Annotated in this window: 33 protein-coding genes; 15 read left to right on the top strand and 18 right to left on the bottom strand. The window is 67.2% G+C overall.

The annotated features are described in order from the left end of the window. Nucleotides 1–109: 109 nt before the first annotated feature. From HALXA_RS03040 to rpl18a, 5 genes are all read right to left on the bottom strand, one after another. A complete protein-coding gene (locus tag HALXA_RS03040; protein WP_013878833.1) occupies nt 110–1,768 on the bottom strand; it encodes a Coenzyme F420 hydrogenase/dehydrogenase, beta subunit C-terminal domain in 1,659 nt (552 codons plus the stop codon). After that, a complete protein-coding gene (locus HALXA_RS03035; RefSeq protein ID WP_013878832.1) occupies nt 1,758–3,458 on the bottom strand; it encodes a nitrite/sulfite reductase in 1,701 nt (566 codons plus the stop codon). Before HALXA_RS03035 ends, HALXA_RS03040 begins: the two co-directional genes overlap by 11 nt. Before the next feature lie 479 nt (nt 3,459–3,937). Next, nucleotides 3,938–5,422: a signal recognition particle-docking protein FtsY gene (ftsY, locus tag HALXA_RS03030; RefSeq protein WP_013878831.1), complete on the bottom strand. Its 1,485-nt coding sequence runs from the start codon at nt 5,420–5,422 to the stop codon at nt 3,938–3,940. 21 nt (nt 5,423–5,443) lie between these two features. Further along, the gene (gene pfdA / locus HALXA_RS03025) at nt 5,444–5,896 is read right to left on the bottom strand and encodes a prefoldin subunit alpha (RefSeq protein WP_013878830.1); all 453 of its coding nucleotides are present in this window, start codon (nt 5,894–5,896) and stop codon (nt 5,444–5,446) included. Next, nucleotides 5,896–6,087, bottom strand: coding sequence for a 50S ribosomal protein L18Ae (rpl18a, locus tag HALXA_RS03020; RefSeq protein WP_013878829.1), 192 nt, complete (start codon nt 6,085–6,087; stop codon nt 5,896–5,898). The genes pfdA and rpl18a overlap by 1 nt, the downstream gene beginning before the upstream one ends. Before the next feature lie 203 nt (nt 6,088–6,290). Between rpl18a and HALXA_RS03015 the strand changes: the two genes are divergently transcribed. Beyond that, nucleotides 6,291–6,602 carry a hypothetical protein gene (locus HALXA_RS03015; protein WP_013878828.1) on the top strand — a complete coding sequence of 104 codons (312 nt, stop codon included), beginning with the start codon at nt 6,291–6,293 and terminating at the stop codon, nt 6,600–6,602. A gap of 35 nt (nt 6,603–6,637) precedes the next feature. Here the strand turns inward: HALXA_RS03015 and HALXA_RS03010 are convergent, their stop codons facing one another. The 5 genes from HALXA_RS03010 to HALXA_RS02990 form a co-directional block, all read right to left on the bottom strand. Then, nucleotides 6,638–6,976 (bottom strand): hypothetical protein, encoded by a 339-nt coding sequence (locus tag HALXA_RS03010; RefSeq protein ID WP_013878827.1) that lies wholly within the window; start codon nt 6,974–6,976, stop codon nt 6,638–6,640. A gap of 94 nt (nt 6,977–7,070) precedes the next feature. Then, nucleotides 7,071–7,736, bottom strand: coding sequence for a translation initiation factor IF-6 (locus HALXA_RS03005; protein ID WP_013878826.1), 666 nt, complete (start codon nt 7,734–7,736; stop codon nt 7,071–7,073). Nucleotides 7,737–7,738: 2 nt separating this feature from the next. Continuing rightward, nucleotides 7,739–8,017 (bottom strand): 50S ribosomal protein L31e, encoded by a 279-nt coding sequence (locus HALXA_RS03000; protein ID WP_013878825.1) that lies wholly within the window; start codon nt 8,015–8,017, stop codon nt 7,739–7,741. A gap of 2 nt (nt 8,018–8,019) precedes the next feature. Continuing rightward, nucleotides 8,020–8,172 (bottom strand): 50S ribosomal protein L39e, encoded by a 153-nt coding sequence (locus HALXA_RS02995; protein ID WP_007141389.1) that lies wholly within the window; start codon nt 8,170–8,172, stop codon nt 8,020–8,022. Between the two features lie 102 nt (nt 8,173–8,274). After that, nucleotides 8,275–9,315 (bottom strand): hypothetical protein, encoded by a 1,041-nt coding sequence (locus tag HALXA_RS02990; protein ID WP_013878824.1) that lies wholly within the window; start codon nt 9,313–9,315, stop codon nt 8,275–8,277. A 232-nt stretch (nt 9,316–9,547) separates the two neighbouring features. On the opposite strand from HALXA_RS02990, the gene HALXA_RS02985 reads away from it, so the two are divergent. Next, nucleotides 9,548–9,778 (top strand): PLDc N-terminal domain-containing protein, encoded by a 231-nt coding sequence (locus HALXA_RS02985; protein WP_013878823.1) that lies wholly within the window; start codon nt 9,548–9,550, stop codon nt 9,776–9,778. 38 nt (nt 9,779–9,816) lie between these two features. On the opposite strand, the gene thpR is transcribed toward HALXA_RS02985, so the two are convergent. After that, on the bottom strand, nt 9,817–10,374 hold the full coding sequence (thpR, locus tag HALXA_RS02980) for an RNA 2',3'-cyclic phosphodiesterase (protein ID WP_013878822.1): 558 nt from the start codon (nt 10,372–10,374) through the stop codon (nt 9,817–9,819). Nucleotides 10,375–10,527: 153 nt separating this feature from the next. Here thpR and HALXA_RS02975 point away from each other — a divergent pair, with 153 nt between their 5' ends. Both HALXA_RS02975 and HALXA_RS02970 read left to right on the top strand, forming a co-directional pair. Then, nucleotides 10,528–11,415 (top strand): tetratricopeptide repeat protein, encoded by an 888-nt coding sequence (locus HALXA_RS02975; protein WP_013878821.1) that lies wholly within the window; start codon nt 10,528–10,530, stop codon nt 11,413–11,415. Next, entirely contained in the window at nt 11,416–11,709 is a 294-nt protein-coding gene (locus tag HALXA_RS02970; protein WP_013878820.1) for a DUF424 domain-containing protein, read from the top strand. A gap of 18 nt (nt 11,710–11,727) precedes the next feature. Here the strand turns inward: HALXA_RS02970 and HALXA_RS02965 are convergent, their stop codons facing one another. Then, on the bottom strand, nt 11,728–12,609 hold the full coding sequence (locus HALXA_RS02965; protein WP_013878819.1) for an ABC transporter permease: 882 nt from the start codon (nt 12,607–12,609) through the stop codon (nt 11,728–11,730). Next, nucleotides 12,606–13,589, bottom strand: coding sequence for an ABC transporter ATP-binding protein (locus tag HALXA_RS02960; protein WP_013878818.1), 984 nt, complete (start codon nt 13,587–13,589; stop codon nt 12,606–12,608). The genes HALXA_RS02965 and HALXA_RS02960 overlap by 4 nt, the downstream gene beginning before the upstream one ends. Nucleotides 13,590–13,765: 176 nt before the next feature. Here HALXA_RS02960 and HALXA_RS02955 point away from each other — a divergent pair, with 176 nt between their 5' ends. The 8 genes from HALXA_RS02955 (at nt 13,766) to HALXA_RS02920 (ending at nt 19,851) form a co-directional block, all read left to right on the top strand. After that, nucleotides 13,766–14,656, top strand: coding sequence for a hypothetical protein (locus tag HALXA_RS02955; RefSeq protein WP_013878817.1), 891 nt, complete (start codon nt 13,766–13,768; stop codon nt 14,654–14,656). 127 nt (nt 14,657–14,783) lie between these two features. After that, a complete protein-coding gene (locus tag HALXA_RS02950; protein ID WP_013878816.1) occupies nt 14,784–16,028 on the top strand; it encodes an aminotransferase class V-fold PLP-dependent enzyme in 1,245 nt (414 codons plus the stop codon). Between the two features lie 134 nt (nt 16,029–16,162). Continuing rightward, complete coding sequence (locus tag HALXA_RS02945) at nt 16,163–16,573, top strand: hypothetical protein (protein WP_013878815.1); 411 nt, start codon at nt 16,163–16,165, stop codon at nt 16,571–16,573. A 45-nt stretch (nt 16,574–16,618) separates the two neighbouring features. After that, a complete protein-coding gene (locus HALXA_RS02940) occupies nt 16,619–17,290 on the top strand; it encodes an HD domain-containing protein (RefSeq protein ID WP_013878814.1) in 672 nt (223 codons plus the stop codon). Between the two features lie 99 nt (nt 17,291–17,389). Then, nucleotides 17,390–17,638 carry a hypothetical protein gene (locus HALXA_RS02935; protein WP_013878813.1) on the top strand — a complete coding sequence of 83 codons (249 nt, stop codon included), beginning with the start codon at nt 17,390–17,392 and terminating at the stop codon, nt 17,636–17,638. 231 nt (nt 17,639–17,869) lie between these two features. After that, on the top strand, nt 17,870–18,427 hold the full coding sequence (locus HALXA_RS02930) for a heme NO-binding domain-containing protein (RefSeq protein WP_013878812.1): 558 nt from the start codon (nt 17,870–17,872) through the stop codon (nt 18,425–18,427). Nucleotides 18,428–18,531: 104 nt separating this feature from the next. After that, entirely contained in the window at nt 18,532–18,963 is a 432-nt protein-coding gene (gene sufU, locus HALXA_RS02925; RefSeq protein ID WP_013878811.1) for a Fe-S cluster assembly sulfur transfer protein SufU, read from the top strand. Between the two features lie 90 nt (nt 18,964–19,053). After that, nucleotides 19,054–19,851: a hypothetical protein gene (locus HALXA_RS02920; RefSeq protein WP_013878810.1), complete on the top strand. Its 798-nt coding sequence runs from the start codon at nt 19,054–19,056 to the stop codon at nt 19,849–19,851. A gap of 50 nt (nt 19,852–19,901) precedes the next feature. On the opposite strand, the gene radA is transcribed toward HALXA_RS02920, so the two are convergent. The 3 genes from radA to pspAB all read right to left on the bottom strand — a co-directional run bounded on the left by radA (nt 19,902) and on the right by pspAB (nt 23,101). Then, entirely contained in the window at nt 19,902–20,933 is a 1,032-nt protein-coding gene (gene radA, locus HALXA_RS02915) for a DNA repair and recombination protein RadA (RefSeq protein ID WP_013878809.1), read from the bottom strand. 196 nt (nt 20,934–21,129) lie between these two features. Continuing rightward, complete coding sequence (locus tag HALXA_RS02910) at nt 21,130–22,236, bottom strand: outer membrane protein assembly factor BamB family protein (protein ID WP_013878808.1); 1,107 nt, start codon at nt 22,234–22,236, stop codon at nt 21,130–21,132. 256 nt (nt 22,237–22,492) lie between these two features. After that, entirely contained in the window at nt 22,493–23,101 is a 609-nt protein-coding gene (pspAB, locus tag HALXA_RS02905; RefSeq protein ID WP_013878807.1) for a PspA-associated protein PspAB, read from the bottom strand. A 114-nt stretch (nt 23,102–23,215) separates the two neighbouring features. Here pspAB and HALXA_RS02900 point away from each other — a divergent pair, with 114 nt between their 5' ends. From HALXA_RS02900 to HALXA_RS02890, 3 genes are all read left to right on the top strand, one after another. Next, a complete protein-coding gene (locus HALXA_RS02900) occupies nt 23,216–23,449 on the top strand; it encodes a hypothetical protein (RefSeq protein WP_013878806.1) in 234 nt (77 codons plus the stop codon). A gap of 202 nt (nt 23,450–23,651) precedes the next feature. Next, a complete protein-coding gene (locus HALXA_RS02895; protein WP_013878805.1) occupies nt 23,652–24,284 on the top strand; it encodes an SWIM zinc finger family protein in 633 nt (210 codons plus the stop codon). A gap of 73 nt (nt 24,285–24,357) precedes the next feature. Then, nucleotides 24,358–24,834 carry a DUF6653 family protein gene (locus HALXA_RS02890; protein ID WP_013878804.1) on the top strand — a complete coding sequence of 159 codons (477 nt, stop codon included), beginning with the start codon at nt 24,358–24,360 and terminating at the stop codon, nt 24,832–24,834. 15 nt (nt 24,835–24,849) lie between these two features. Here the strand turns inward: HALXA_RS02890 and hjc are convergent, their stop codons facing one another. Together hjc and HALXA_RS02880 are read right to left on the bottom strand one after the other, a co-directional pair. Next, nucleotides 24,850–25,368 carry a Holliday junction resolvase Hjc gene (gene hjc, locus HALXA_RS02885; RefSeq protein ID WP_013878803.1) on the bottom strand — a complete coding sequence of 173 codons (519 nt, stop codon included), beginning with the start codon at nt 25,366–25,368 and terminating at the stop codon, nt 24,850–24,852. Nucleotides 25,369–25,461: 93 nt separating this feature from the next. Next, a complete protein-coding gene (locus HALXA_RS02880; protein WP_013878802.1) occupies nt 25,462–26,289 on the bottom strand; it encodes a CPBP family intramembrane glutamic endopeptidase in 828 nt (275 codons plus the stop codon). Nucleotide 26,290 lies beyond the last annotated feature (1 nt).

Genomic DNA, 26,290 nt, shown 5'->3' with positions numbered 1-26,290 from the left:
TGGCTCTCTCGGTCGTCACCGATCTCTTTGAACGACGATCGAAGAAGGAACCGCGAGAGACGGAACGATGCGCGATCTTCCGTCCAAATTTCCGCGCCGCGATCCGACCTCAGTGCCCCTGGTCGTGCGGGTTCAGCGCCGTCCCGTAGTTCTCGGCGTGGTCCGTGTAGTCGATAAAGCGCGGCGCGTCGGAGTCGAAGGGACGCTCGAGGCTCTCGAAGGCCTTCTTCTTGTCCCAGCCCTGGAGCTTGCCGATCGCCGAGCGATCCTCCAAGTCGTGGTAGTCGAGGGTCGGCTCGGTCAGCTCCCAGGCCTTCATCCCCTGCTCGGTGCGGATGATGACGCTCGAGTACTCGTCGCTCGAGCCGACGGAGCCGACGGTGACGTCGGCGCAGAAGCCGGTGAAGTCGGCACACTCGTCGCAGCCCTTCAAGGCGGCGTCGTGGAAGTTCTCGATGTCCTCCTCCAAGATCATCTCGCCGTCGTGGCCGTAGATCATCATCTTCCCGTGGAGGACGTCCATCTTGCCGATGTCCTCGGGGTCGATGCCGCGCTGCTCCTGAACCATCTCGCCCATGAGGCTGTAGTAGTTGAAGTTCTTCGTGCACATCAGCGCGATCGTGTAGTCGACCGCGCGGATACCCTGGTTCTGGGCCTGGTAGTCCCACTCGAAGTCCTGCAGGGCGCGGATGCCCTCGATCTCGCAGGGCGTGCCCACGAGCGCCAGCGAGAGGTCGTCCCAGTCCTTGTCCGGGAGCTTGTCCTCCCACTGCTCTAAGTCGAGGTTGCCCAGCGCGAGCGTCTGGTTGTAGACCGTGCCGGCGTTCTCGATGAGTTCCTCCTTCGTGGTCGCGAGGAAGCTCTCGGCCTTCCAGGCCTCCTCCTCGCTCTCGGTCGCGATGAGGGCGCCGTCGATCTCGCCCTCCTCGAGCAGCGTCGCGAGGATGCCGGTGACGACGCCGCCGTCCTGGGCCTGATCGGTCCAGTCGTCGTCGACCTTCGCGGAGAACTCCGTGATCGGGTCGCCGGCGCCCTTGACGTTGTCCTCGCCGCCGGTGATCTTCCACTGGCGCTCGTACCGGAGGCCGCCGCGGGGACAGAAGTCCCAGCAGAGCGAACAGCCGGTACACATCTTGACCAGCTTGGGCAGGTCGTCATCGCCGACGCCGATCGAGTCCGAGGGACAGGCCGCGACGCAGGTCCCGCACTGGATACAGCGGCCCTCGTCGATGACGGCCTCGTCCAGTTCCATGAACCAGGTCTTCTCGTCCGGCGTCTCGATGTCGTTCATCTCCGACCGAATGGAGTATTCGGGGGTATCGAGGTCGACGCCGTCGGGGACGCCGACGCGCGTGTCCGGCGCGTCGTCGTAGACGTCCTGGCTGACGTTTTCGGCGGGCTCGGTGAACTCGAGGTCCCCGAGGTTGCCCTCCTCGTCGACGTTGGCGACGCCCGCCCCGTCGGTGGCGACGGGTTTGTCGGTCGCGTCGGTCCCGGCGCTCGAGGTGTCGGCGGTCTTCTCCCCGCAGGTGCACGTATTCGGCGAACAACTGTCGCCGTCTGCGTGCTCGTGTCCGTGCCCGCCGTCCGTCGCAATGGCGCCCTCTCGAGCGTGTTCCGTCCCGTCTCGGGAGCGCGGCGCGGCGTTGCCGGCGTCGGGGACGATGACGGCGTCGTCGTCGCGGGCTTCGGATTCGGGGACGCTGGGGAACGTACGCTCCTGTCCCCGGTCCTCTGCATCGCGTCCGTCGTTTCCGTCAGTCTCCATGGGCAACACCTCGTGCGACCGGCGCGTCGGCGTCGGTCATGAGCGTCCGAAGTCGCTCGTTGTCGACGCGACGGGCCCACTCGTAGAAGCGCTCGCCGTCGTTGCGGTCTTCGTTGTAGGCGTCGAACAGCTGCTCGAGCGCCGGGATCACGCCCTCGGCGGGCACCGCGCGCTCGATCCAGTCTAAGAACTCGTTGTCGGCGCCGAGCGCACCGCCGATCCCGAAGTCCATCCCCTCGACGAGGTTGTCACCTTCCTCATTGGGACTGTTCTCGTCCTCGAGCTTGACGGTCTCGCCGCGGAAGCCGATATCGGCGATCTGGGGCTGGGCGCAGGAGGCCGAGCAGCCCGACATGTGCATCCGGACGACCTCGAGGTCGTCGGGCGTGTCGATGCGCTCGTCGAGTTCGCGGGCCCAGCGCTTGGTGCGCTTCTTGGTCTCGATGATGGCGTAGTTACAGAACTCGGTACCCGTACAGCCGACTGCGCCCCGCGAGAACGGCCCCGGATCGGGACTGTACTCCTGAGCGAACGGCTCCGCGAGGAGGTCGTCGACGTTCTCCTCGGGGATGTGGGTGATGAGGAAGTTCTGGTCGGTGGCCAGGCGAATCGAGGTGTCCTCGGTGCCGTACTTCTTGGCGGCGCGGGCGGCCTCGGCGAACTCGTCGCCGCCCATGCGGCCGGCGATGACGTTGAAGCCGACGTACTTCAGGCCGTCCTGTTTCTGGTCGTGGACGCCGACGTGGTCGCCGCGGTAGCCGACGGTCAGGTCCTCGCCGCTGGTGGGCAGGTCGACGGTACAGCGGTCGCGGATCGCTTCCTCGAACTTGTCCGCGCCCATCTGCTCGACGAGGTAGCGCATTCGGCAGACGCCGCGGTTGTTGCGGTCGCCCAGTTCCTTGAACGTCTGGGCGACGGCGCGGCAGAACTCGACGGCGTCCTCCGGTGGGACGAAGACATCGAGATCGGAGGCCATCCGCGGGCCGTCGGAGAGGCCGCCGCCGACGCGGACGTGGAAGCCGTAGTAGTACTCGCCGTCGATCTCTTTTTTCGCCGGGGTCATCCCGACGTCATTGATCTGGGACTGAGCGCAGTCGTGCGCACAGCCCGTGATCGTGATCTTGAACTTCCGCGGCAGGTTGGCGTACTCGCGGTTTTCGGTGAAGTAGTCCGAAACGGCGTCGATGACCGGCTGGGCGTTGAAACACTCGTGGTCGTCGAGCCCGGCGGCGGGACAGCCCAGCACGTTACGAGCGGAGTCGCCACAACCCTGGACGGTCGTCAGGCCGACCTCGTCGTAGCGTTCCCACATTTCGGGGACGTCCGAGACCTCGACCCAGTGCTTTTGGATGTCCTGCCGGGTCGTGATGTCGAGGAAGGCGTCGCCCCAGAGCTCGTTCTGTTCCTCGCCGCCGTACTCCTCGGGCGCGGTGGCGTAGTCGGTGGCGCATTCCCCGATGACCTCGGCCTGCTCGGGCGTGAGGTAGCCGCCCGGGACCTTGGTCCGGATCATGAAGTAGTCGTCCTGCTTCTGGGAGTACATCCCGGCCCACTTGAGCCGCTCCCACTCGCCGCCGCCGGCGCGTTCCTCGATCTCCTCGTCGGAGAGGTCCCCCTCCGCGTAGTCGTAGACGTCCTCGATGACGTCCAGCGGATGTTTTTCTTGCTTGTGTTCTTCGACGGTGTTCATGCGACCCACCTCGCAGTTCCGTGACTGCCGTATCGCGAACCAGTACCGAGAGAAATCGTGGTCAGTGGTTCGCGGACGCTACCTTCAAGGACCATTGTTTAGCGGGTACTAGAACCCGACACGTATACGCTCCCGCAACTCGGCGAATCATGTCGTGGGTCGCCCCAACCAGTAAATATTGCCTCATACGTTCGCACCGATACGCCGCCGAATCGGGAAATCCCCGTCCACAGGCCGGTAGCTGCCACCGTCCGAGCCGATCCGACAGAAACCGCGCCAACTACCGGAAATATAATCCGGCAGTCGTGCGCACTCGAGCGGTCGCCGTCTCGCCGAGGATCGCCGTCGAGATTCGGTCGTCGAAGCGGTTGGAAGTCGCCGCACCGCTCGAGCACTGACGCGACGAAACTGCAGTCGAAACCGGATAGCAGAACCGATAGCCACAAATTGCGACCGAGGGTGATCGGCGGCGTTGCCGTCTACTCCTCGTCTTCGTCCTCGAGTAGCCGATCGACCATCTCGTCGGGATCGAACCGTTCGAGGTGGTCGTAGCCCTGCCCGACGCCGAGGAAGAGGATCGGCTTCCCGGTGACGTGGGCGACCGAGATCGCCGCGCCGCCGTTGGAGTCGGCGTCGGCCTTCGTCAGCACGGCGCCGTCGATCTCGGCGGCCTCGTTGAACTCGCGGGCGCGGTTGACGGCGTCCTGGCCGGCGACCGCCTCGTCGACGAACAGCGTCATGTCGGGGTCGACGACGCGGTCGATCTTCGCGAGCTGGTCCATCAGCCCCTCGTCGGTGTGCAGGCGGCCGGCGGTGTCGCCGAGCACGACGTCGATGTCGTTGGCCTCGGCGTACTCGACGGCGTCGTACAGCACGGCGGCGGGATCGCCGCCCTGCTCGTGGCTGATGCACTTCGTGTCCAGGGCGTCGGCGTGCTCCTGGATCTGCTCGTTGGCGCCGGCGCGGTAGGTGTCGCCGTTGGCCATCACCGTCGAGTAGCCGCGCTCCTCGAGGTAGCGGCTCATCTTGGCGATCGAGGTGGTCTTCCCGACGCCGTTGACGCCGGTGAAGACGATGACGACGGGCTTGTCCTCGATGGCGATGCGCTCGTTAAAGTCGAACTGCCCGACGCTGATCACGTCGTAGATGGCGTCGCGCAGGGCCTCCTCGATCACGTCGCCGGTCGACGTGGTAAACGCCCGCGTCTCGCCGATCAGTTCGTCGCGCAGGTTGTCGAGGATCTCGTCGACGACGCCCATCTCCACGTCGCTCGAGAGCAGGGCCAACTCGAGTTCGTGGAGCGGGTCCTCGAGGTCCTCCTCCTCGATGACGAACTTCCCCTTGACGAGCGACTTGGCCTTGCGGCCGAATCCGGTGGAGCCGTTCGACTCGGCCTCGTCGTCGGTGTCGGTATCGTCGTCCTCGACGGCCTCCGCGGCCTCGGTCTCCGCGGCAGCGTCGGCCTCCGCGTCGGGTTCGGCGGCGTCCGCCGGCCCGGCGGACTCCTCGGGCTCGTCGTCCCGAATCATTCCCTCGAGGTCCAGCCCGGAACCGGAACCGGAACCGGACTCGGTCTCCGGTTCGGGTTCGGGTTCAGGTTCAGGTTCGGACTCGAGTTCGGCCTCGGTGTCGGCGGATTCGGGTTCGGGTTCGACCGCCGCACTCGACGCATCGGCGTTCGCCGCCGCCTCTCCCGAGTCGGGCGCGGCCGCCTCGGCCTCGAGGTCTCCGTCGGCCTCCGTCTCGGCGACCTCGGCCGCGTCGTCGCCGGGAGTGGTATCTGGGGCTTCCGGCTCGGCTGCGCCGGCTTCCTCGGCGTCGGCAGCCTCGGCCTCCGCCTCGACGGCCGCCTCGTCGACGTCCTCGAGGTCCTCCTCGTCCTCGACCTCCTCGACGTTCTCCTCGGCGGCCTCTTCGGCGTCTTTCCGGAAGCTCCCGAGCTTCTCCTTCAGGTTGTCGAACATGGTAGGAACGTGGTGCCGACGTTACTCGTCGTCGGGCTGCTGGCCCTGGCCCATCTGCTGCATCTGCTGTTGCATCGCCTGCTGCTGGAGCTGCTGGGCCTGCTGCTCGAGCTGCTCGCTCTCGCTCTCGAGTTCGGCGATCTCCTCGTTGACCTCGTCGATGCGGTCGTCGACGGTGTCCTTCTTGTTCTCGAGGGCGTCGACGGCGTCGTCCTGCTCGAACTCCGCGGCGTAGTCGGCGCCGAGGTCGACGATCGCCTCGTCAATGTCCTCGATCGTCGCGCGAAGGTACGCGCCGCCGCCCAGCGGCACCTGCACGGTCGAGCCCGTCTCGAGGGTCTCGAGGGCCTCGACGGCCTCGTCGATCTCGGTCTTCTCCTGCTGCAGTTCCTCGACGTTCGCCTGCAGCGCTTCGATCTGTTCCTGGATTTCCTGCAGTTCCTGCGAGAGCTGCTGGAGTTGCTGCTGACCCATTACGCCGTCACCTCCTCGCTCTCGACGACGTCCTCGAGCTCGATCTGGGTGCGCTTGAGGTTGTGCTGGCTCCCGAGCTCCGCGTAGGCGTGCTCGCGAGCGACGTTCTCGTTTTCCGCCTCGATGGTCGTTTCGAACTCGGCGAAGCCGTCGCGAGTCTGGAACCGGCCGGTGACCGTAAACTGACTCATGGGTCCCACTCCGGCGGGCAGTCGGAAGAATCTTCCCTTCTATAAACGGGGGTAGCTTTCGGCCGACAGCCCCCTTCGGGCTCGCAACCAAGGCGGTTCCTGCGCGAACGGCGGGGGAGGCTGCCGCCTCGAGCGGGTTCGCGACGGGCGCGACGGCGACTCGAGCACCAACTAATTTCGGTCGCGGTGCCCAAGGGCATCCTATGGGAGAGATCGACCCCGACGACCTGTTACCCAACGACCGAATGCGCCAACAGGCCCTCGAGGGCGAGGTGACGCAGATCCACCGCGGCCACCAGTACGCCGACGAGGGCGACACGTTCACCATCGACGACGAGACGTTCGAAGTGACGACGGTCACCGAACGCACGCTGGGCGATCTGACCGACGAAGACGCACGGGCGGAGGGGATGGACGACCTCGAGACTTACCGACGAATGCTCGAGCGGGTCCACGACGATTTCGAGTGGGACGACGACAGCGAGGTCGTGTTACACCAGTTCGAGAAGCAGTGACCGATATCCCGTAATCGCCGACCGCACACCGCAGCTCATTCCTCGAGACGGTGCAGTTGCGCCGCAGCGTCGGTAGGGTCGTTCGTCCCGGTCACCGTGGCGGACTGCGTGGTGCCACGCGAGGGCGTCCGAATCGCCGCCCGTGGCGATCGGTACGCCGCAAGCAGCGACCACGCTACACCGGTCGCGACGAGGCCGACCGCGGCGAGGTCCATGCCGAGCGTGGCAAAGGTCACTGCGTAGACGGCACCCAGCGCCGCTTTCGGCACGCTCGTCACGAGCGGAATTCGCGTCGTGACGTCTCGCAGCGCAGGGACGAGAAATGCGACTGTGAGGAGACTACCAGCCATAAAGACGAGATCCTGCCAACCCATACAGAGCGTACTCGCTCTCGAGTAAATGTAGCTGCCGGTAGTTCAGTTGTGAGCGGTCCGAGAAGGGGAACTCGCGACTTGCACCGCGCCGGAGTCAGTCGATGTAGCCCAGCGCGTCCTCGATCCGGCCCAGTTCCGGGCCGGTCGTGTCCTCGCCGACGACGTAGCCGGCCTCGTTCGCGATCAGCCCGGAGCCGACCAGCGGCGCGCCGTAGTTGACGGTGCCGACGTCGGCCCGGACGTCCAGGGCCTCCTCGAGGAAGTCGAGTTCCTCGTCGGTCGCCTTCGGGTGACAGAGCACCCCGGTGTTGGTCGCGACCGCGGCGGTGCCGACCGTCCGGACCCCTGCGAGATCGCCCCGTTCGACGGGCACCTCGAGGGTATCCTCGATGATCTGGATCGCCTCCCGTGTCAGGTCGGGGTGGACGTAGGCGCCGTAGTCGTTGGCCAACACGACGTTGCCGGCCGCGTTGACGTTGCCCGGCAGCTCCGCGATCGGCACGTCGACGGCCTCCTCGAGGCGCTCGCGCTCGTACTCGAGGACGCGAGAACTGACCAACAGGCCGTTCTCGTTACCCGTGGCTAACGCGCCGACCGTCGAAGAACCGCCGACGGTCGTCTCGATGGCGGGCACCTCGAGTTCGTCGGACAGGTCGGCGACGACGTCGTCGTCGACGTCCTGGCGAACGAGCACGCACGAGTCGGTCGCGCGGGCGAAGACGCCGACGTACGCCGACCCGGCGAAGGCGAGACGTTGCAAGTTTAGTCGGCGACCTCGGCCTCGACGACGGCCTCGCCGTCCTCCTCGAAGCGGGCCGCGCGGACGCGGAGCTTTCGCGGCGGGTTGGAGCGCCCGTTCTCCCAGACCGTCTCGTTGATCGAGGGGTCCAGGCGGATGGCGTCCTCGTCGACCGCGAAGTGTTTCGCGAGGTGTTCGCGGACGAGTCGCATCGCGAGGTCCGCGGCCTCGTGGTTGGCTCCCTTCTTGACGTCTCGCAGCGGAACGGTAACGACGCGTTCCTCGAAATCACTTGCGCTCATCGTTACTCGTCAGTGTCGCTGCGTCGCCAGTTGCGTCGCTTCGGGTTCCGCTGGACTTCCATGTCGGTCTTCATCATGACCCAGGCCGGAACGCGGCTGTTCTGGTTCTCGAGTTTGGCAAGTCGCTTTTTCTTGCCCTTCGATTTCTTACCCATAGTGGCCGGACGTAGCCCATGCTGGCTTAAAATCTTGTCCATTGGATTCGACCGTCCGTCTCAACCCGGCTGTCGCCCCGGATCGGGCGCTCGAGGGGCGACTCACTGCGAAAGCGTCCGCTCGAGGTAGCGCGTCGCCGCCTCGAGAGTTGCGTCGGTCGGCGTCGCGGTGTACTCCCAGCGGTCGACGTTCTCGTAGCCGTCGTGGCGGGAGAACGCGTCGTGGTTCGCACAGCCGCGGCCGGCAAAGCGAGCGGCGCCGTCGGCGACGCGGATGCGGTCCGGGCCGGCGTAGGACGTTGCCATCGGCGTAATCTGCAACCGGCGGCCGTCGTCGACCTCGGACTGGACGGCGACACCCAGGTCGTGGTCGCACGGCGAGTCGTTGACCGCCGCGGCGACCTCGGGCGTGAGAAACGTGTGCAGCGTCTCGTGGATCGCCATGTTTCGCGTCACCGCCCTCGAGTCCCAGATTTCGGTCGCGCCGAGGTTTACGACGGCCAGCGCGCCGTCGACGGGCGTTCGCGCCGTGTCGGAATCGGCGGTCTCGGCGGTCTCGTCGGTCCCATCGTCACCGCTCGAGCCGATCGCCGCGTTCGGCGACAGCGTTCCGCCGTACCCCACGCGGTAGTTGAACGGCGACCAGCAAAACAGCACGTGCGTCGTCAGTTCCGCGAGCACGTCCCGCCGGGCTAACTGCTCGCGAAACGTCTCGAGGACCGTCGACAGCGACGGGGCGACGAATTCGCCCGGACTATCGGCCGCCGAGAGCGGGTACCGCACTGGCGAGCCGCGTTCGACGTCGACCTCGAGCCCCTCGAGTCGCGAGTGTTGGGACGCGTACTCGCGGACGCGCTCGAGCGCCGTCTCGATCGCGTCGAACCCGTCGCGGAACGGGAGCGGCCAGTCGCGGTGCATGCCGGCGACGCCGGCGTGGGCCCAGCCGTGCAACGGGACGGGGCCGGGATAGACGCGAACGCGGACGCGCGACGCGTCTGCGGTGGCACGCGTCGTCCGCGGCGCGGCCGCGGAGGCCGCTCCCGCGCCACCGACCGAGGCGAGCAGTTCGCGCCGGCTGACGACCCTGCCGTCAGGGTCAGTCTCGTCCTCGGCCCCGTCGGCTTGCCGGTCTCCTCGTGCCATCGTTGCTACGCCGCCCTACACCGATCGGACCCATCATAGCCATTCGTTCCGCGCCTGACGGTATCGTCGTCCGGAGAGTCGCCGACAGTGAACGGTGCATGTTGTCGGACCGTCGTCACAGCCGACTCGAGGCCGGGTACCCCACGCAGGCCTACGGCGTCGAGGCGTTCGGCCGACACACGTGACAAATAAAGAGGAAAAATATTTGATATAGGGGTTCGTCTGCTCGGCTATGCCCTCCATCATCATCGCAGCCGGATTCGGCGCGTTCGCCTTCCTGATCTTCGCCGTTCTGATGGCCGTCTACCTCGGGATGGTCGTCTGGACGTACTCGGACGCACAGCGCAACAGCACCCACCCGGCGTTTCTCTGGGCGGTCGTCGTCTTCTTCGCGCCGCTGCTCGGTCTCGTCCTGTACGTGCTCCTCGGGCGCGACGCGACCGTTCCGGGGCGTGGCTACTGACGGCCAACGGCCGACAGTTGCCGATCGAAGCGGTATCCTCACTCGAGCGGGAACGATTCGACCGTCGAGTAGACCGGCCCGTCGTCGGTCAGCGTGCTCTCGGTTAGCCGTACCTCGTCGACGCGCATCTCGCCGATGGTCGGGTCGCGTTCCTGCACGAGTTCCTGGACCAGTTCCTTCCCGGCGGCGTGTTCCATCCGCGCGAGCGTGACGTGGGGCGTGAAGTCGTGGTCCTCCGGCTCGAACCCCATCGCGGTCGTGCGGTCCTCGACGGCCTCGTGGAGCCGCGCGAGTTCCTCGCCGCCCGTCTCGGTGCCGAACCAGACGACGCTGATGTACTCGAGGCTGGGGAACACGCCCAGGCCGCCGAACCGCGCCTCGAAGGGCTCGACGCCGGCGTCCTCGACGGCGGCCGCGAGTTCCTGCTTGAGGTCGGGGAGGCGACGCTCCTCGACGTCGCCGAGGAATTTCAGCGTGATGTGGGCCTGCTCGGGGTCGGTGACGTTCAGCCCGCCGGCGTCGGCGAACTCCGCTTGCAGGTCGGCAACTGACTCCGCGAGTTCGTCGGGAAGGTCGACGCTGACGAACAGTCGCATACGCGAGCAGTCGTGGGCGCGGTACTCAACGGTGGCGGTCCCGCTGGTGCTGGTCGATCGACCGCTGTCGACACCGCCACCGAGACGAACGTCGGGCTCGCCGGCGGTACCCAGGTCGCAGCCCTTAACAGCCCGCGACGCCAAATTCGGCTAATGACTGACCGCGAGGCCGACGACGATCGGCACGAGTTCTCCGAAGGGGAGGGCTTCGACGACCCCTACGACGAGTTCGATCTCGACCCGCCGGAACTGGACGTCGACCCCTCGAAGGTCGACCCGGTCGACTCCCGCGTCGTCACCGACACGCTCGACAAGCACAACGTCGCGAGCGACGAGGTCGACGCCCAGGAGCTGCTCGACGTCGGCCTGAACTACATGCAGATCAACCGCTACGAGCAGGCCACCGAAGCCTTCGAGCGGACCGCTCACTTCGCCGAGGACGACCGCGTCGAGCAGGAGGCCTGGGTGAACAAGGGCGTCGCCCACGCCGAACTCGAGGAGTGGGACGAGGCCATCGGCGCCCACCGCGAAGCCCTGCGGATCGACGACTCGAGCGAGCACGCCGCGACCGCCGAAACCAACCTCGCGTACGCGCTCTGGGAGTTCGGCGAGACCGCCCAGGCCTTAGAGCACGCTGAGCGCGCGGTCGAGATCGACGAGCGGTTCGCCGAGGGCTGGTTCAACCGCGCGTTCTTCCTCTCGGAGCGCGGGCTGTCCGAAGAGGCGCTGCACTGCATCGACAACGCGATCCGGCTGGGAATGCGCAACGCGCAGGTGTTAGAGGAGAAGGCTCACATCCTCGAGGAGCTGGGCGAGTACGACGAGGCCGAGGAGATCGCCGACGAAGCAAACGAGATGCGCGAGCGCGCCGAACAGCGGGTCATGGAGGAACGCGAGGAGATGTTCGGCGAGGCGCCGGGCGGCGCCGGCGCGGGCCGCGAGTCCGCGTTCCAGCAGGGCGAACCCGAGGACGCGGACGTGACCATCACCGATCCCGGTCGCGCGTCCGACCGCGACGACGAGGACTGGCAGTTGGAGTAAATGATCGTCAACGAACGACAGACCGAAGAGGGGCTGCTGGTCGCCGTCTGCGACAGCGACGTGCTCGGCGAGACGTTCGAAACCGACGCGGTCTCGTTGACCGTCAACGAGGAGTTCTACGGCGGCGACGAGGTCGAGGAAAGCGCCGTGATCGACAGCCTCGCGCGGGCCGACATCGCCAACATCGTCGGCACCCGCGCGGTCGAACTCGCGATCGAGGAAGGGTTCATCGACGAGGCGAACGTCCTCGAGGTCGGGGAGACCCGCCACGCGCAGTTGCTGCGGATGTACTGATCGCACCCGCGGCTCGGACTACAGATCCGTCTTCTGAAACCGATAGTAGCCGATCGCGACGGGCACGACCAGCCAGCACAGCAGCACGACGACGCCGAACCAGTCCTGCAGGAAGAAGGGCGCGTCGCCCGCGCCGGCGTAGCGCTCGGCCGGCGTCAGCTGCGACGCCTCGAAGCTCTCGAGGCCGTACTGGAAGGTGAAGGGCGGGACGGTCCCCTCGACCGTCTCGCTCGCCAGCGTCGTGTAGGCCGACATCGGATTGAACTGCTCGAGGAGGAGGTACCACGTCTCGGCTTCGACGGGCGGGCCCTCGCCGTAGACGAGGTAGTACGGGCCCGCGGTGACGAGTTCCCACAGCGCGACGAGGAGCATGTAGATCCCGACGACGAGCGCCATCGACTTGCCGCGGGTGGCGACGGCGGCGGAGACGCCGACGGCCAGTCCGGCGAAGGCGACGCCGAACAGCAGCGTGACCGCGGCGAAGCCGAGCCAGTCGACGATCGGCACGCCGCCGAAGAGGACGGCGCTCAGGACGAGCGCGACCAGAAAGGCGAGGACGACGGCCGCGGCCACGACGGCCATCCGTCCGAGCAACTTGCCGAAGACGACGTCCGTCCGGTTCGGCGGCAGGCCGAGCAGGAGTTTGATGCTGCCCGACCGGCGCTCGCCGACGACCGCCATGTAGCCGGCGATGAGCGCGGCGATCGGCACGATCGTCTGCAGCGGAAAGCCGAGGAAGCTCAGCATCTCGGCCGCGGTCACGTCGTCGGCCGTGTACCAGATCGCCGCGTAGCCGATGACCACGATGCCGACGAGCAATCCGATCAGCGCCCAGAGCAGCTTCGACCGGCCGGCGTCGTCGAACTCCTTGCGCGCGACGGTGCCGATGTGGGAGGTCATTCGGCCACCTCCGAACCCGCGGTCGGCGGACTCGCGTCGGATTCCGGCGCCGCGTTCGCGTCCGCGGCGTCCGCGTCGCCGGTCAGACTCGCGAACAGCGACTCGAGGGAGACGTCCCGAATCCGGACGTCCCGAATCGTCGCGCCCGCGTCGACGAGTTCGGTCACGACGGTCGCCTTCGCCGCCGGATCGACGATCGTACACTCGAGCGTCCGTCCGGACGCCGCGACGTCGGTCACGCCGTCGATCGATTTTGCGACGGGAGCGAGTTCCTCGGCGGGACCGGCGAGCGCGAGTCCCACCGTCGACTCGCCGCCGATCGACTCGCGCAGGCCGTCGATCGTGTCGACGGCGACGAGTTCGCCGTCGTTCAACACCCCCACGCGGTCGCAGACGGCTTCGACGTGCTCTAAGATGTGGCTCGAGAAGAAGACGGTCGTCCCCCGCTCGGCCTCCGCGCGAACGAGGTCCTGCAGTTCGCGGATGCCGTGCGGATCGAGGCCGCTCGAGGGTTCGTCCATGATCAGGAGGTCGGGGTCGCCGACCAGCGCCATTCCCATCGCGAGACGCTGGCGCATCCCCGTCGAGTACTCGCCGGCCGCCCGATCCCGGGCTGCGGGCTCGAGACCGACGCGGTCCAGTACGTCGTCGGGGTCGTCGTCGGCGTCCTTGGTCTCGACGGCGAACTCGACGTGGCGGCGGCCGTCGAGTCGCGGGTAGATGTCGAACCCCTCGGGAATGATTCCGATCCGTGGACTGATCCGGTCGGCCTCGGCCTGCGCATCGTAGCCCAGCACGGTCGCCGAGCCCGCCGTCGGACGGGTGAAATCGAGCAACATGTTGATCGTGGTCGACTTCCCGGCCCCGTTCGGGCCGAGGAAGCCGAACACCTCCCCCTCCCGAACCGTCAGATCCAACCCGTCGACGGCGGTGAGGTCGCCGTACTCCTTGGTGAGCGCTGTCGTGTCGATCGCGGGCATCCCGTCGGGGGCTACCACGATGGCCCGTATAAGTCACCGGCCGGGTTCTCGCGCCGGGAAACAGGCTTGACGGGTCGCTCGAGGCCTTCGAGTGAGCTCGCGCCGGCTCCGCCGCTGCAGTCGCTCGCGGTGCGTCCGGGGCGAACGTTTTTGGTAACTGCCATGATCGTTCCGGTATGGCATCCGAACGCACGGGGCCGCTCGAGCGGCTCCGTCGACCGGAGTACACGGGTTCCAATCGATGTCTCCCGTGTACCGCGGTCAACATCGCGCTCGCGGTTGCCCTCTCGGCTGCCGTCGCCGTCGCGTCCCTCCCGGCGGCGCCGGTCGTCTTCGCGCTGTCGGTCGCCGCAATCTACTTCCGGGGCTATCTGGTGCCGGGAACGCCGACGCTGACGAAGCGGTACTTCCCGGACTGGCTGCTCGCAGCGTTCGACAAGGGGCCGTCACCCGCCGCGGCCGCAGCAGATACGAACGTACAGCCGCCGGCAGGGCCGACCCACGAGGAGGATCCTGCGGTTGATTCTGCGCCAGCGTCGATCGATCCCGAACGCGTCTTCCTCGAGCACCGGATCGTCGTTCCCTGTACGGACGGCGAGGATCGGACCGACGCCGACCAGCCGACCGACGACGTCTGCCTGCCGGATCCGGTTCGTAGCGCCTGGCAAACCGAGATCGACGTGCGTCGGGACGGCGACCGTCGGCGACAGGTCGCGCGCTTCCTCGAGACCGATCCCGAGGCGGTAACGATCGATCGGCGCGACGAGCGCGTATCCGTCCGGGTCGACGAACGGCTGGTCGGTCGCTGGGAGTCGGAACCGGCACTGCTTGCCGATCTCGCGGGGGCGCAGGTGCTCGCCGATCAGATCCCCGACTGGAACCGGCGGCCCCTCGCCCACCGCAGCCGGTTGGCGAACGGCCTGCGGGCGTTTCTCGAGCGTTGTCCGCGCTGTAACGGGCCAGTTTCGCTCGGCGAGGAGACCGTCGAGTCGTGCTGTCGATCGCAGCAGGTGTACGCGATCACCTGCGACGACTGCGAGGCGCGGCTGCTCGAGGCGCCGCGGTAGGCGGCCCGGGGCGCGGTTGCGGCCACGAGCCGCGCGTCCGTCACCGCGGCGGCCCGAGCGACCGCGATCGACGCAAACCGTGGAGGGACCGAAGGAGTGTTTTGTATGGGGTCCCTGTAAACACACAATGAGCCACCAGAACCTCGAGTCGCTCGACGTCGAGGCCATCCGCGAGCAGTTCCCCATCCTGCAGCGCGAGTTCGACGGCCAGCAGGTCGTCTACCTCGACAACGCGGCGACGACCCAGACCCCCGACCGGGTCGTCGACGCGATGAGCGACTACTACCGGCAGACGAACGCCAACGTCCACCGGGGGATCCACCACCTCAGCCAGGAGGCCTCGATCGCCTACGAGGAGGCCCACGACCGCGTCGCCGAGTTCATCAACGCCGACGGCCGCGAGGAGGTCATCTTCACCAAGAACACGACCGAGGGCGAGAACCTGGTCGCCTACTCGTGGGGGCTGAACGAACTCGGCCCCGGCGATCGGATCGTCCTCACGGAGATGGAACACCACGCCTCCCTCGTGACGTGGCAGCAGATCGGCGAGCGGACCGGCGCCGACGTCGAGTACATCCGCGTCGACGAGACCGGGCGGCTCGACATGGACCACGCCCGCGAACTGATCACCGACGACACCGCCATCGTCTCGGCGGTCCACGTCTCGAACACGCTCGGCACCGTCAACCCCGTCTCCGAACTGACCGAGCTGGCCCACGAGCACGGCGCTCTCTCCTTCATCGACGGCGCGCAGGCCGTCCCCAACCGCCCGGTCGACGTCAAGGACATCGACGCGGACTTCTACGCCTTCTCGGGCCACAAGATGGCCGGTCCCACCGGCATCGGCGTCCTCTACGGCAAACGGGACCTGCTCGAGGAGATGGAGCCGTACCTCTACGGCGGCGGGATGATCCGGAAGGTCACCTTCGAGGACTCGACGTGGGGCGACCTGCCCTGGAAGTTCGAACCCGGCACGCCCCCCATCGCGGAAGCCGTCGGCCTCCACGAGGCCGTCGACTGGCTCGAGGACGTCGGCATGGAGCGTATCCAGGCCCACGAGGAGGAGATCGCGGCCTACGCCTACGAGCGGCTCGCGGCCGAGGACGACGTCGAGATCTACGGCCCCGAACCCGGGCCTGACCGCGGCGGCCTCGTGAGCTTCAACCTCGAGGGCGTCCACGCCCACGACCTGGCCTCGATCATGAACGACCACACGGTCGCGGTCCGCGCGGGCGATCACTGTACCCAGCCGCTCCACGACAAACTGGGGGTTCCGGCCTCGACGCGGGCGTCGTTCTACGTCTACAACACCCGCGAGGAGGTCGACAAGCTGGTCGCTGCCCTCGACGACGCGCGGGCGCTGTTCGCCTGATCGGCGCCTCCCTTTCGGGGCCGTCTGCCGTTTTCTTCGGTTCCGCTTCCCGGGTAGCTCACCGTTTCCCCGGTAAACTAGTTGAATGTTACCGTTGCACACATTTATGGCATCCGATACCGTGATATGACGGTATGACACGCCACCGGCGACAGGAGTCCGAGGAGGCGATCCGGCGATGGGACCGCGTTTTCGAAGCGCTGTCGGCCGCACCGCGGCGGCACCTCGTCGACGAGCTCATGGACGTTCCCGACGGTGGCACCGTCTCGCTACCCGAAGCGGCGGTCCCGGCGGTCATCGAGCGGGATCCGGAGGCCTTCCAGATCGAACTCCACCACCGGCATCTCCCGCTGCTGGCCGACGCCGGCTTCGTCGAGTGGCAGCGCACGCCGTTTCAGGCCGCACCCGGGCCGCAGTTCGACGAGGTAGCGGTCGTCCTCGAGGCGCTCTACGCCAACGCGGGCACCGTTCCCGAACACCTGGTCCCGGCCTGTCGAACGCTCGAGCGGGAGTACGAACGCGAGCGCGAGCAGTCCGAGTGCTAGGCCGCGAGGGAGTCGCTTTTGTCGGTGCCGTCGAAACGGCCCCGCATGCTCGAGGCAGTTCGCAGCCGCGCCCGGTCGTACTTCGAGGACGCCCCGCCGGCCCACGACTGGCACCACGTCCGGCGGGTCGCGGCGCTCGCCGAAACGCTGATCGACCGCCATCCAGACGGCGACGCCGTCGACGAACGGGTAGTCACCCTCGCGATCTACTTGCACGACATCGGCCGCGAGCGCGAGGACCGCGGCGAGATCGACGACCACGCGACCTGGGGCGCTCGCGAGGCGGGCGAAATTCTCACCGACGTCGGTGCGGACCCGGACGCGATCGAGCGCGTCCGGCACTGCGTTCGCACCCACCGCTACTCGAACGCCGCAGAGCCCGAGACGCTCGAGGCGAAGATCGTCTCGGACGCGGACAACCTCGACGCGCTCGGCGCGGTGGGGCTCGCTCGCGTGTTCGCCCACGGCGGCGCGGCCGGCTCGCCGATCCACGACGTCGGCGCCGTCGACGCCGACGCGGTCGATGGACCGGGGGCCGACTCGGACTCGCCGGGCGCGCAGTCGACGGACGCGCAGTACGATCACATCCACGAGAAGATCCTCGACCTGCCCGACCGGATGTACACCGAGCCGGGTCGGGAGCTCGCCGACGCCCGCGTCCGGTTCGTCCGCGAGTACGTTCGGCAGTTCGACGCCGAACTGGCGGGCGAGACGTAGTCCAGCGGATCGATTCTCGCGTCCTATCAAACAACAAAAAACCCGCGGAGGATTTTTCCGCGTCCCGTCGGTACTAGTCCGATGCCGAGGTGAGAACGTATGTACGAGAAAGGCATCGGCCGTCCCGAACGGGACCCGTTCGACGCCCTGGTCGACGTTCTCGCCGCGGCCAGCCGGTACGACCTCCTGCTCGGGATCGTGCCGGTTGCGTTCGCGGTTGCACTGGTCGTCGCGACCGTGGCGAGCGTGTCGCTGGTCGAAGCGATGCTCGTCGCGGCGATCGTCGGCGTGCTCGTCATCGTCGACGGCTGCTACCGCAACCCTCCGATCGACCAGGGGTCGACGTAGCGGTACCGACCACCAACCGCTTCGACGCGCCGAGGACGTGCAACCGTTTTCCGAACTGCTCGCGATCGATCCGCGCCGACCGGTCGCCGATCGACGCAATCACTGTTTGTGACAAGTTATTTGCCCGCTCGCTCCATTTCTGAGGGTAATGCCGTCGTCCGTACCGAACGTATCCGGCGAGTCCGACCGCGGCTCGCGGCGAGTGGGACGCTCCGCGGGGGGAGCCTAACCGTGCACGGAATCGTCCTGAAGGGTCTGAAGGATTTCGTCACCGAGGAGTACGGCGCGGACGTCTGGACCGACCTCCACGAGGCCGCCGGATTTCGAACGCGCCTGTACGTCCCCGTCACGGAGTATCCCGACGAGATCGTCCTTGAGCTGGTCGACGCGGCGACCGACCTCACCGGCCTCGAGGAGCCGACGCTGCTGGCCGCGTTCGGACGATTCCTCGTGCCGCACCTGCTCTCGACGTACGGCGTGCACGTCGACCGCGAGTGGACCGGCCTCGAGCTGATCGCCAACGTCGAAACGTACATCCACGAGGCGCTGCGCGCGAAGCAGAGCGGCGAGTTCACGCCGCCGGAACTGCGAACGCGCCGCGTCGACGATCGCCGGGTTGCCCTCGCCTACGAATCCGATCGCGGCCTCTGTGCACTCGCCCGGGGACTCCTCGAGGGCATCGCGGACTACTACGACGAACCGTTACATATCGAACAGCGACGCTGCATGCACGAGGGGGCCGACTGCTGCGTCTTCGTGGTGACCCGTCGACGCGCGGGCGCCGTGTGACGGTCGCGGCGGTCGCGGAAACGAACCGGAACCGGTTGTTCGCCCGCCGATACACACCCCGGTCGGAACCCTTTTCGGTGAACCCGCCCTACCCGTGAGTAACAATGGGACTGGGCTCGGACATGTACCGACAGCAGATCCTCGATCACTACAAGAACCCCCGCAACTACGGGGAACTCGAGGATCCCACGTTTACCCACGTCGGGGAGAACCCGATGTGCGGCGACGAGATTCGGATGGACGTCAAACTCGACGGCACCGTCGACGACGACGACGCGACTATCCAGCAGGTCGCGTTCTCGGGCGACGGCTGCGCGATCAGCCAGGCCTCCGCGAGCATGCTCTCGAAGGAGCTCCAGGGGATGACGGTGTCCGAGCTCCTCGAGATGGACCGCGACGACGTCATCGACATGCTCGGCGTCGACATCTCCCCGATGCGCGTCAAGTGCGCCGTGCTGGCCGAGAAGGTCGCCCAGGACGGCGCCGAGATCGAACGCGGCGAACTCGAGGTCGACAAGACGACGACCGAGGACTAACAACGGCAGACGCACCGATTCGCGACCCCAGGCGAGGGCCGATCCGCAACCGCCGACGATGACGATCCTTCTCACCACGCAGTCCCGGCCGTGACCGACCACAGCGAGCGGCGGGTCGATTCGACCCACGAACTCGTCGTCAGGACCGCGGCGCTCGAGGGCGACGATCGCCACCTCGCGATGACCGCGATCGATGCCGCCGCGACGCCGGCGGACCGCTGCTGGCTCCGCCTCGAGGACGAGGCGTTCGCCGGGGCGTATCCCGCCCGGACGGAGCGGCTCCGCGACGCGTTCGAGTGCGTCCGAACGGACGGCTCGCTCGCGGCGTACCGAGCGCCCGCGACCGACGACGCGCTCGGGATCGTCCGATCGCTGCTGACCGTCCCGTCCTGGCACGGCCACGTCGCGCTCGAGTCCGTCCGCCTCGAGCGCAGCGGCGCGCCGTATCTCTCCTACGATCCCGATCACCGGAACTTCGACCTCGACGCCGAGACGGCGGCCGACGCCGTCGATGCGGTCGCAACCGCGCTCGAGGGGACGCCGGCGGGCGTCGTCTCGACCGAGCCCCGACGGTGGACCGTCGACGGCACGCCGTTCGAACTCGCCGGCGCGAGCCTCTGTTACGAAACGGACGGCCCGCTCGGCACCTCGAGCCGCGCGTGCTTCCGCTGTTCGCGGGTGGCCGATATCGACGTCGAACCGGCCCACCGGCGGCTCACCCTCGAGTGGACCGATCCGCCGGACGCGCCGCGGCCGATCGCCGCGCTCGGCGGGGTCCTCGAGCGGCTCGGACCCGAGCGGCCGACGACGATGCGCGTCGACTCGCGGGCGGGATTCGAGGCGGCTCGTGACGGACTCACGGAGCTTCTGACGGCCGTCGAAAACTGAAAAGTTGGCTCTGATCGCTCCGAACGACGAGTCGTCCGGTGCGCGGGGCGTTACTCGGGCTTCAGGCCGCCGTCCTCGACGCGCATGACGGCCTCGCCGTCGGCGAGGTTCGGCGCGTCGACCAGGCGGACGATCCGCTTGTCGCCCTTGGACTTGCGGAGGTAGATGCGGAAGGTGGACTTGTGGCCGAGGATGTTCCCGCCGATCGGCTGGGTCGGGTCGCCGAAGAACGAGTCGGGGTTCGACGCGACCTGGTTCGTGACGATGACCGCGGTGTTGTAGAGGTTGCCGACCTTGTCTAAGTCGTGCAGGTGCTTGTTGAGCTTCTGCTGTCGGTCTGCGAGTTCGCCACGACCGACGTACTCGGCGCGGAAGTGGGCGGTCAGGGAGTCGACCGCAAGCAGGCGGATCGGATACTCCGAGTCCTCGTGTTCGCTGGCCAGCTCCTGGGCCTTCTCGGCCAGCAGCATCTGGTGGTTGGAGTTGAACGCCTTCGCGACGTGGATCTTCTCGAGGATGGCGTCGACGAGTTCGTCGAGCGCCTCCTCGTTGTCGGCCGAGCCTTCGATCTCGCGGTCCTCGAGGGTGGCCTCGATGACGTCGTCCGGGAGGCCCCGAACCATGTCGTCGATCCGCTCGGGGCGGAACGTGTCCTCGCTGTCGATGAACATCGCGCTGCCGTGGAGGCCGCCGACCTCCTTGGGCAGCTGGACGTTGACGGCCATCTGGTGGGTGACCTGGGACTTCCCGGAGCCGAACTCGCCGTACACTTCGGTGATCGACTGGGTCTCGATCCCGCCGCCGAGCAGGTCGTCGACCTCGTCGATGTGCCAGGAGAGCTTGCCGATCTTGTTCCGTCGCTCGAGGACGGTCGAGCCGGTCTCGAAGCCGCCGACGTCGGCGGCGTCGCGGGCGGCGTTGACGATGTCCGCGGCGGTGGACTCGCCGACGTCGGCCGTGTTCGACAGTTCGGAGGGCGAGGCGACGGCGAGACTCTGGAAGGAGTCGAAGCCTGCGTCCTGGAGTTTCTCTGCGGTTGCCGGTCCAACGCCGGGGAGCGTCTCGAGATCTGCGTCGGGCATACTCCCTCGTTGTGCCCCACCCCCCATAAACCCTCGTTAACAGGGGAGTGAAAGTGAAAGTGGGGGACGGCGGCAGGGTAATCGAAGATGCGCCAGCAGGTTTACGTGGGAAGCCGATCGCGATCGGCGGGTGTCGGGAGAACTGCGAAGCGGTGGCGAAAGCGCGAGTGAAGGGGATCGATCGGATTCGCGCTGGTCAGGGCCGCGGCTCGCCGGGCGTCCACGCGAGGCAGGTGAGGGTTCCGTCGTCGTCGTCGCCGACGTACAGCCGCTCCCGGCCGACCGCAGGGGCGTGTGAGATCGCGCCATCGAGCGCGCGGTGCCAGAGGTGCGAACAGCCGTCGGCGACGTCGAGTCCGTACAGCGACCCGGTCTCGTCGGCGACGCAGAGCACGTTGCCCACGACCACCGGACTCGCACTGACCGGCCCGTCCAGCGGAACGCCCTTCTTCGAGAAGAGCCAGCCGCGAAGCTTGCGGCGGCCGAAGGTCGTGTCGGTGACGTGGAGGTAGCCGTCCGCGGCGCCGACGAACGTCGTCTCCGCGTCGGGCAGCACCGTCGGCGACGACGCGAGCGGCCCGTCGATCTCGTAGGAAAACCACGGCTGGCCCGAGTCGGCGTTCATCGCGAGCAGCGTGCCGGACTCGTCGGCGACGTAGACGAGGTCCGCCGCGACCGTCGGTCCCGCGACCGCGGGCCCGTCCGCGGGCGTCGTCCAGTTCTCCTCGCCGGACTCGGCCTCGAGGCAGATCACGGCTTCGCCCGCAGTGGCGACGTACACGCGCGGGCCGGCCCACGCTCGGTCGTCGGCGATCGCCGGACAGCCGACGACTCGCGTTTCGGTCTCGTGGGTCCAGACGGCCTCACCGCTGTCGACTGCGAGCGCGGTACTGCCGGCCGTGTGTCCGACGTAGAGCCGATCGCCCGCCTCTGACAGCGCGAGCGCGGTCGGCTCTGTGCCTTGCAGTTCCGTTCGCCACGCCGGATCGCCGGTCGCGCGATCGACCGCGCGGACGATACCGTCCGCGGTGGCGAACGCCACCCGGTCGCGAGTCGCAACTGGCGCCTCGTCGGTCGCAGCCTGCGTCTCGACGGCCCACCGCCGCCGGCCGGTCTCGCGATCGAGCGCGAAGAGCGTGCCGCGCTCGGTACCCGCGTAGACAGTTTCGTGATCCAGCACCGGCGGCCCGACCGGGGCGGCGAGGTCGACCGACCACGCCTCCTCGAGTCGGACCGGCCCCTCGAGATCGCGTCGAAGGCCGCCGTTTTGCGGGTCGCCCTTGAACTGATTCCACTCGGTCACTGCTGTCGGGTACCGAGCCCACCCCCATAATTGGTGTGACCGTGTTCGACGAGCAAATGGGGGGCGAGTGGCCGTCGTCACCGGCCCTTCGCGTCGCTATCGAGCGGGAGAAAGCGGCAGGAGAAGGGGCAACTGTGTATGGCGCAGTTGTGATGGTGATGATGTGGCGTCCTGCCGACACCCGTTCTCGGTGCCCCGAGGGGATAGCAGTGTTGCCAACAGAATTTGGTGGGTGGCCTGACTGGAGTAGAGCCGCTCACTCCCAGGGATGGGTCCCCCGCTCGCTGGGCCAGAGCGGATACCAGTACTCCTTCTCGCGTTCGATCTCGAGTTCGCCGTCCAGCGCCGACTCGAGTTTGAACTCCGCGCCCGAGTCGCGTTCCCGGCCGTCGCGGGGCGCGAAGGGGTAGTAGGCGCCCCGGCGGAACGAGTAGATCCAGTAGGCGGGATCGCCGTCCCGGTCCGCGTAGGCGAAGACGGCCGCCAGCAGCCGCGAGCCGTAGTCGCGTTCGATGAACGTGTCCGCGGCGAAGTGCATGCTCGTGATCAGGTCCTCGGGGTCGTCGTCCTCGAGGATCACCCAGTGGTAGCCGTGGTCGTCCTCCGAAACGGAGAACTCGGTGCCTGTCTCCTCCTGGCCGGCCTCGAGGATCGAGACGACTTCGTCGACGGTTTCGCTGAAGCTGTGCGAGTCGACGCCGGAGAAACACAGGGCCCCGATATCGAGCGATTCGTAGCCCAAATCCGCTTCCATCGTCAGATAGGCGGTACTCATCCCGAACAGGTCGTCGGGGTCGGCGTCGCGCCGGGCGTCGGTTTCGGCGCGCAACCCGAGGGCGGCGCGGAGTCCGTCCAGCAGTCCCATACCCGGTCTAGGGGCGGCGATCATTTAATCTGTTAGTCTCGGTGACGAGAGTACTCGACTCGCCGTTCGCTCGAGGCCGCGGCTATTGGACCCCAAGGTCTTTCTCTCATCTCGATGACTCCTTTGGCACTCGAGCAACTGATCGCGATGAACGCGAACGAGACTCGACTCCGATACGCTATCTTCCACGGCGCGATTCTGGGAGCGTCGCTGCTCGGTATCGGACTCCTTCTTCCGATCCTCGGCATTCGGACCATCGACTGGCCGCTACTGGTCGGCGGGCCGCCGGCAGTCGGCGCGATCCACGCCTGTCTCATCTACACCGGGATCGCACCGCGCGGGCCGTGACGGCCCGATCTCGAACCTCGATTGGCTCGTCTCGAGCGGCGCATCTCGGCCCTCTCTCGAGTCTGTGTCCGCTGTGTCCGAACGGATCGAAAGTCGGAATTTCAGGGTAAATGGCGGGTAGCGGGCTCGTTATAGTGCTCGAGCCCCTAGGAATATCGAATAGCCGGTCGACCGATTCCGTCAGTTCACCCCTGATGCATCCATGAAAACAACAGCATCACCGAAAGCACCGCTTCCCGTTCCGACTCCCGACCACCTCGAAGAGCGCTCGCTGCGCGCCCGCGTCGAGCCGATGGCCGTGCTCGCGCTGGGCGACGGCCTCTACGAGGTCGAATCCGCCAGCGAGAGCACCTACCTCGTCGACCTCGGAGCCGGCCGCTGCACCTGTCCGGACCACGTCTTCCGCGGCGCCCGCTGCAAGCACGTTCGTCGCGTCGCGATCGAGATCACCGAGGGACGCACCCCGCCGCCGGGCGAGATCGCCGTCGAGTGCTACGACTGCGGCGAGACGCTGTTCGTCGACGAAGACGTCGCCGAACCGTGCTACTGCGACGATCACGAGATTCGTCCCGGCGATACGGTTCGCGACCGCGAGACCGGCGATCGACTTACCGTCGTCGACGTCTCCGACTACCGTTCCGATGCGGTCGAGATCGGGACGACCGGCGGCACGGTCGCCGAGTACGCGACCAACGAGGACTACGATCCCGGCGTCCCCGTCGTCGGCGCGGTCTACCCTCACGCCAGCGTCAAGCCGAACGGCGTCGTCCCCTCGTCGCTGAAGGTCTACGCCTTCCCGCGGACGCGCCTCGAGAAGGTTACCGCCGACTACTGACACCGCCGCCGAGCGCGTCCCCGGCCGTTCGGACCGAAGAACGCTTTTCTCGCCGCTCGCCGTACGTTCAGCTATGTCGACTCGAGACGGCGACGACGCGGCGGCCCGGAACGCGCGACTCGAGCGCTTCGAAGGCGCGTTCTGGGAGCGCCACGCGAACCCGAAAAGCGGCTGGTCGCGGGTCCTGCTCGGCCTGTTCGTTCCGGTCGCGCTCTACCGGCGGGACTGGCGCTTGCTCGCCGTGGTAGCGGTCGGCCTCGGAATCAACCCGATCTTCTTCGCCCGGCCGGACCCGGAGACGGAGAACTGGATGACCCGCGGCGTCCGGGCCGAGCGGTGGTGGCTCGACGGCGGGGACGGCACCTTCGGGCTCGACTGGCCGAACGTCCTCAACACCGCGAACGTGCCGCTGTACGGCTACGCCCTGTACGCGGCGTACAAGCGCCGCCCGATTCGCGCGGCCGTCACGTACGGCCTCTCGATGGCCTGTAAGTTCGCGTGGATCGAAGCGATCGCGCGGCGGTACGATCGCCGCGACGGTGGGGTATAACGCCCTTCTACCCCGCTATTCGAGCGCCTCCGCCGCCTCCTCGACGTCCATTACGCCCTGTTTAACGGCGTTTAACACGCGCAGGACGTCCTCGTCGGGGCCGTCGTCTTCGTCGCCGATCTCCTCGAGGGTCACCTTCTCGGATTTGCCGACGAACTCGGCGAAGTCGGTGCCGTCGGCGACGGCCGTCTCCTTCTTGACCCGGTAGTTGCCGCCGTCGGTCACGTAGAGGTCGCCGGGGTGGAAGAAGTACCAGTCCTCGCGGTCGAAGCGGACGCCGATGCGGGGTTTCGCGCCGAAGTTCTGCGCGAAGTAGATCAGCGCCTCGACTTCTTCGCCGGTGAGATAGATGGGGTCGCCGGAGCTCGATTTCGCCTCGATCGCGTAGAACTGCTCGCCGTCGCCGGCGAGCACGTCGGGGAGTTCGCGTTCGGTCGCCGAACCGCTCGCGGGGGCGCGCATCACCGCGAAGCCGGCCTCGTCGAGTTCGTTGACGAGTTCGCGCTCGCGACGGTCGCCCTTCGCCTGAGACATACGGCCCTCTCTTCCGCGGGTGATAATAAAGGACCGGACGGCGACGGATGGCGCGGTGAAAGTGGTCGGGCCTCGAGGACGGGCTGGTGACGGCTACAGCGGGACCGCCGCGACGACCTCGAGAACCGCAGTGACTGCCTCGCCGGTCGGCGCCGCCTCCTCGAGTTCGTACTCGAGCGCGATGTAGAACAGGGCGAACTGGATGCCGTTGAACGTGGCGTGAGCGGCGATCGGGACGAGGAGGTTTTCGCTTTTCGCGTAGAGGTAGCCGAAGATAAGTGAGCCGCCGAAGACGGTCACGATCGGCACCATAGTCGCGAGCAGCGAGGTCGAACTGACGGCGTAGGAGAAGAAGTGGATCAGTGCGAAGATCACGCTAGCGATGACGATCGCCTGCGTCTGACTAAACGCATCGTAGAGCCGTTTCTGGACGATGTTCCGGAAGAGGAACTCCTCGGCGGGCGCGTTGAAGAAGAAGACGATGCCGATCATGATCAGGACCATCGTCTGGTCGTTCTCGATGAACCGCATCACCTCGTTCTCCGCGGACGGCAAGGAGAGGACGGTGACGACGACGTTCACGAGGATGTAGAACGCGATCATGCTGGCGATACCGATGCCGACGTACCCCCAGCCCCGCTTCGACGGGACGTGGAGGTCGACGTACGACCAGCCGCGGTCGGTGACGACCAGATAGATGGCGCCGGCCAGGAACATCCCGACGAAGTTCAGCGTCAACAGCGCCGTTCGGCCGGCGATCGACGCCTCCGCCGGCCCGTCGATCAGCGCCGGATCGAGCAGAAACGCGGGCAGCGTCGTGACGTTCGGCGCGACGAGAACGCCGAAGATCGTCAGGCCGATGGCGACGAGCGTCGACCGCAGCGGCGCGGCGTCGCGACGGTCGCGAGCGGGTGTTTCCATG

Source organism: Halopiger xanaduensis SH-6 (assembly GCF_000217715.1).
GTDB classification, from domain to species: Archaea; Halobacteriota; Halobacteria; order Halobacteriales; family Natrialbaceae; genus Halopiger; species Halopiger xanaduensis.
Note: the sequence above shows the minus strand (reverse complement) of the source record. Positions and strands in the feature narration are given on the sequence as shown.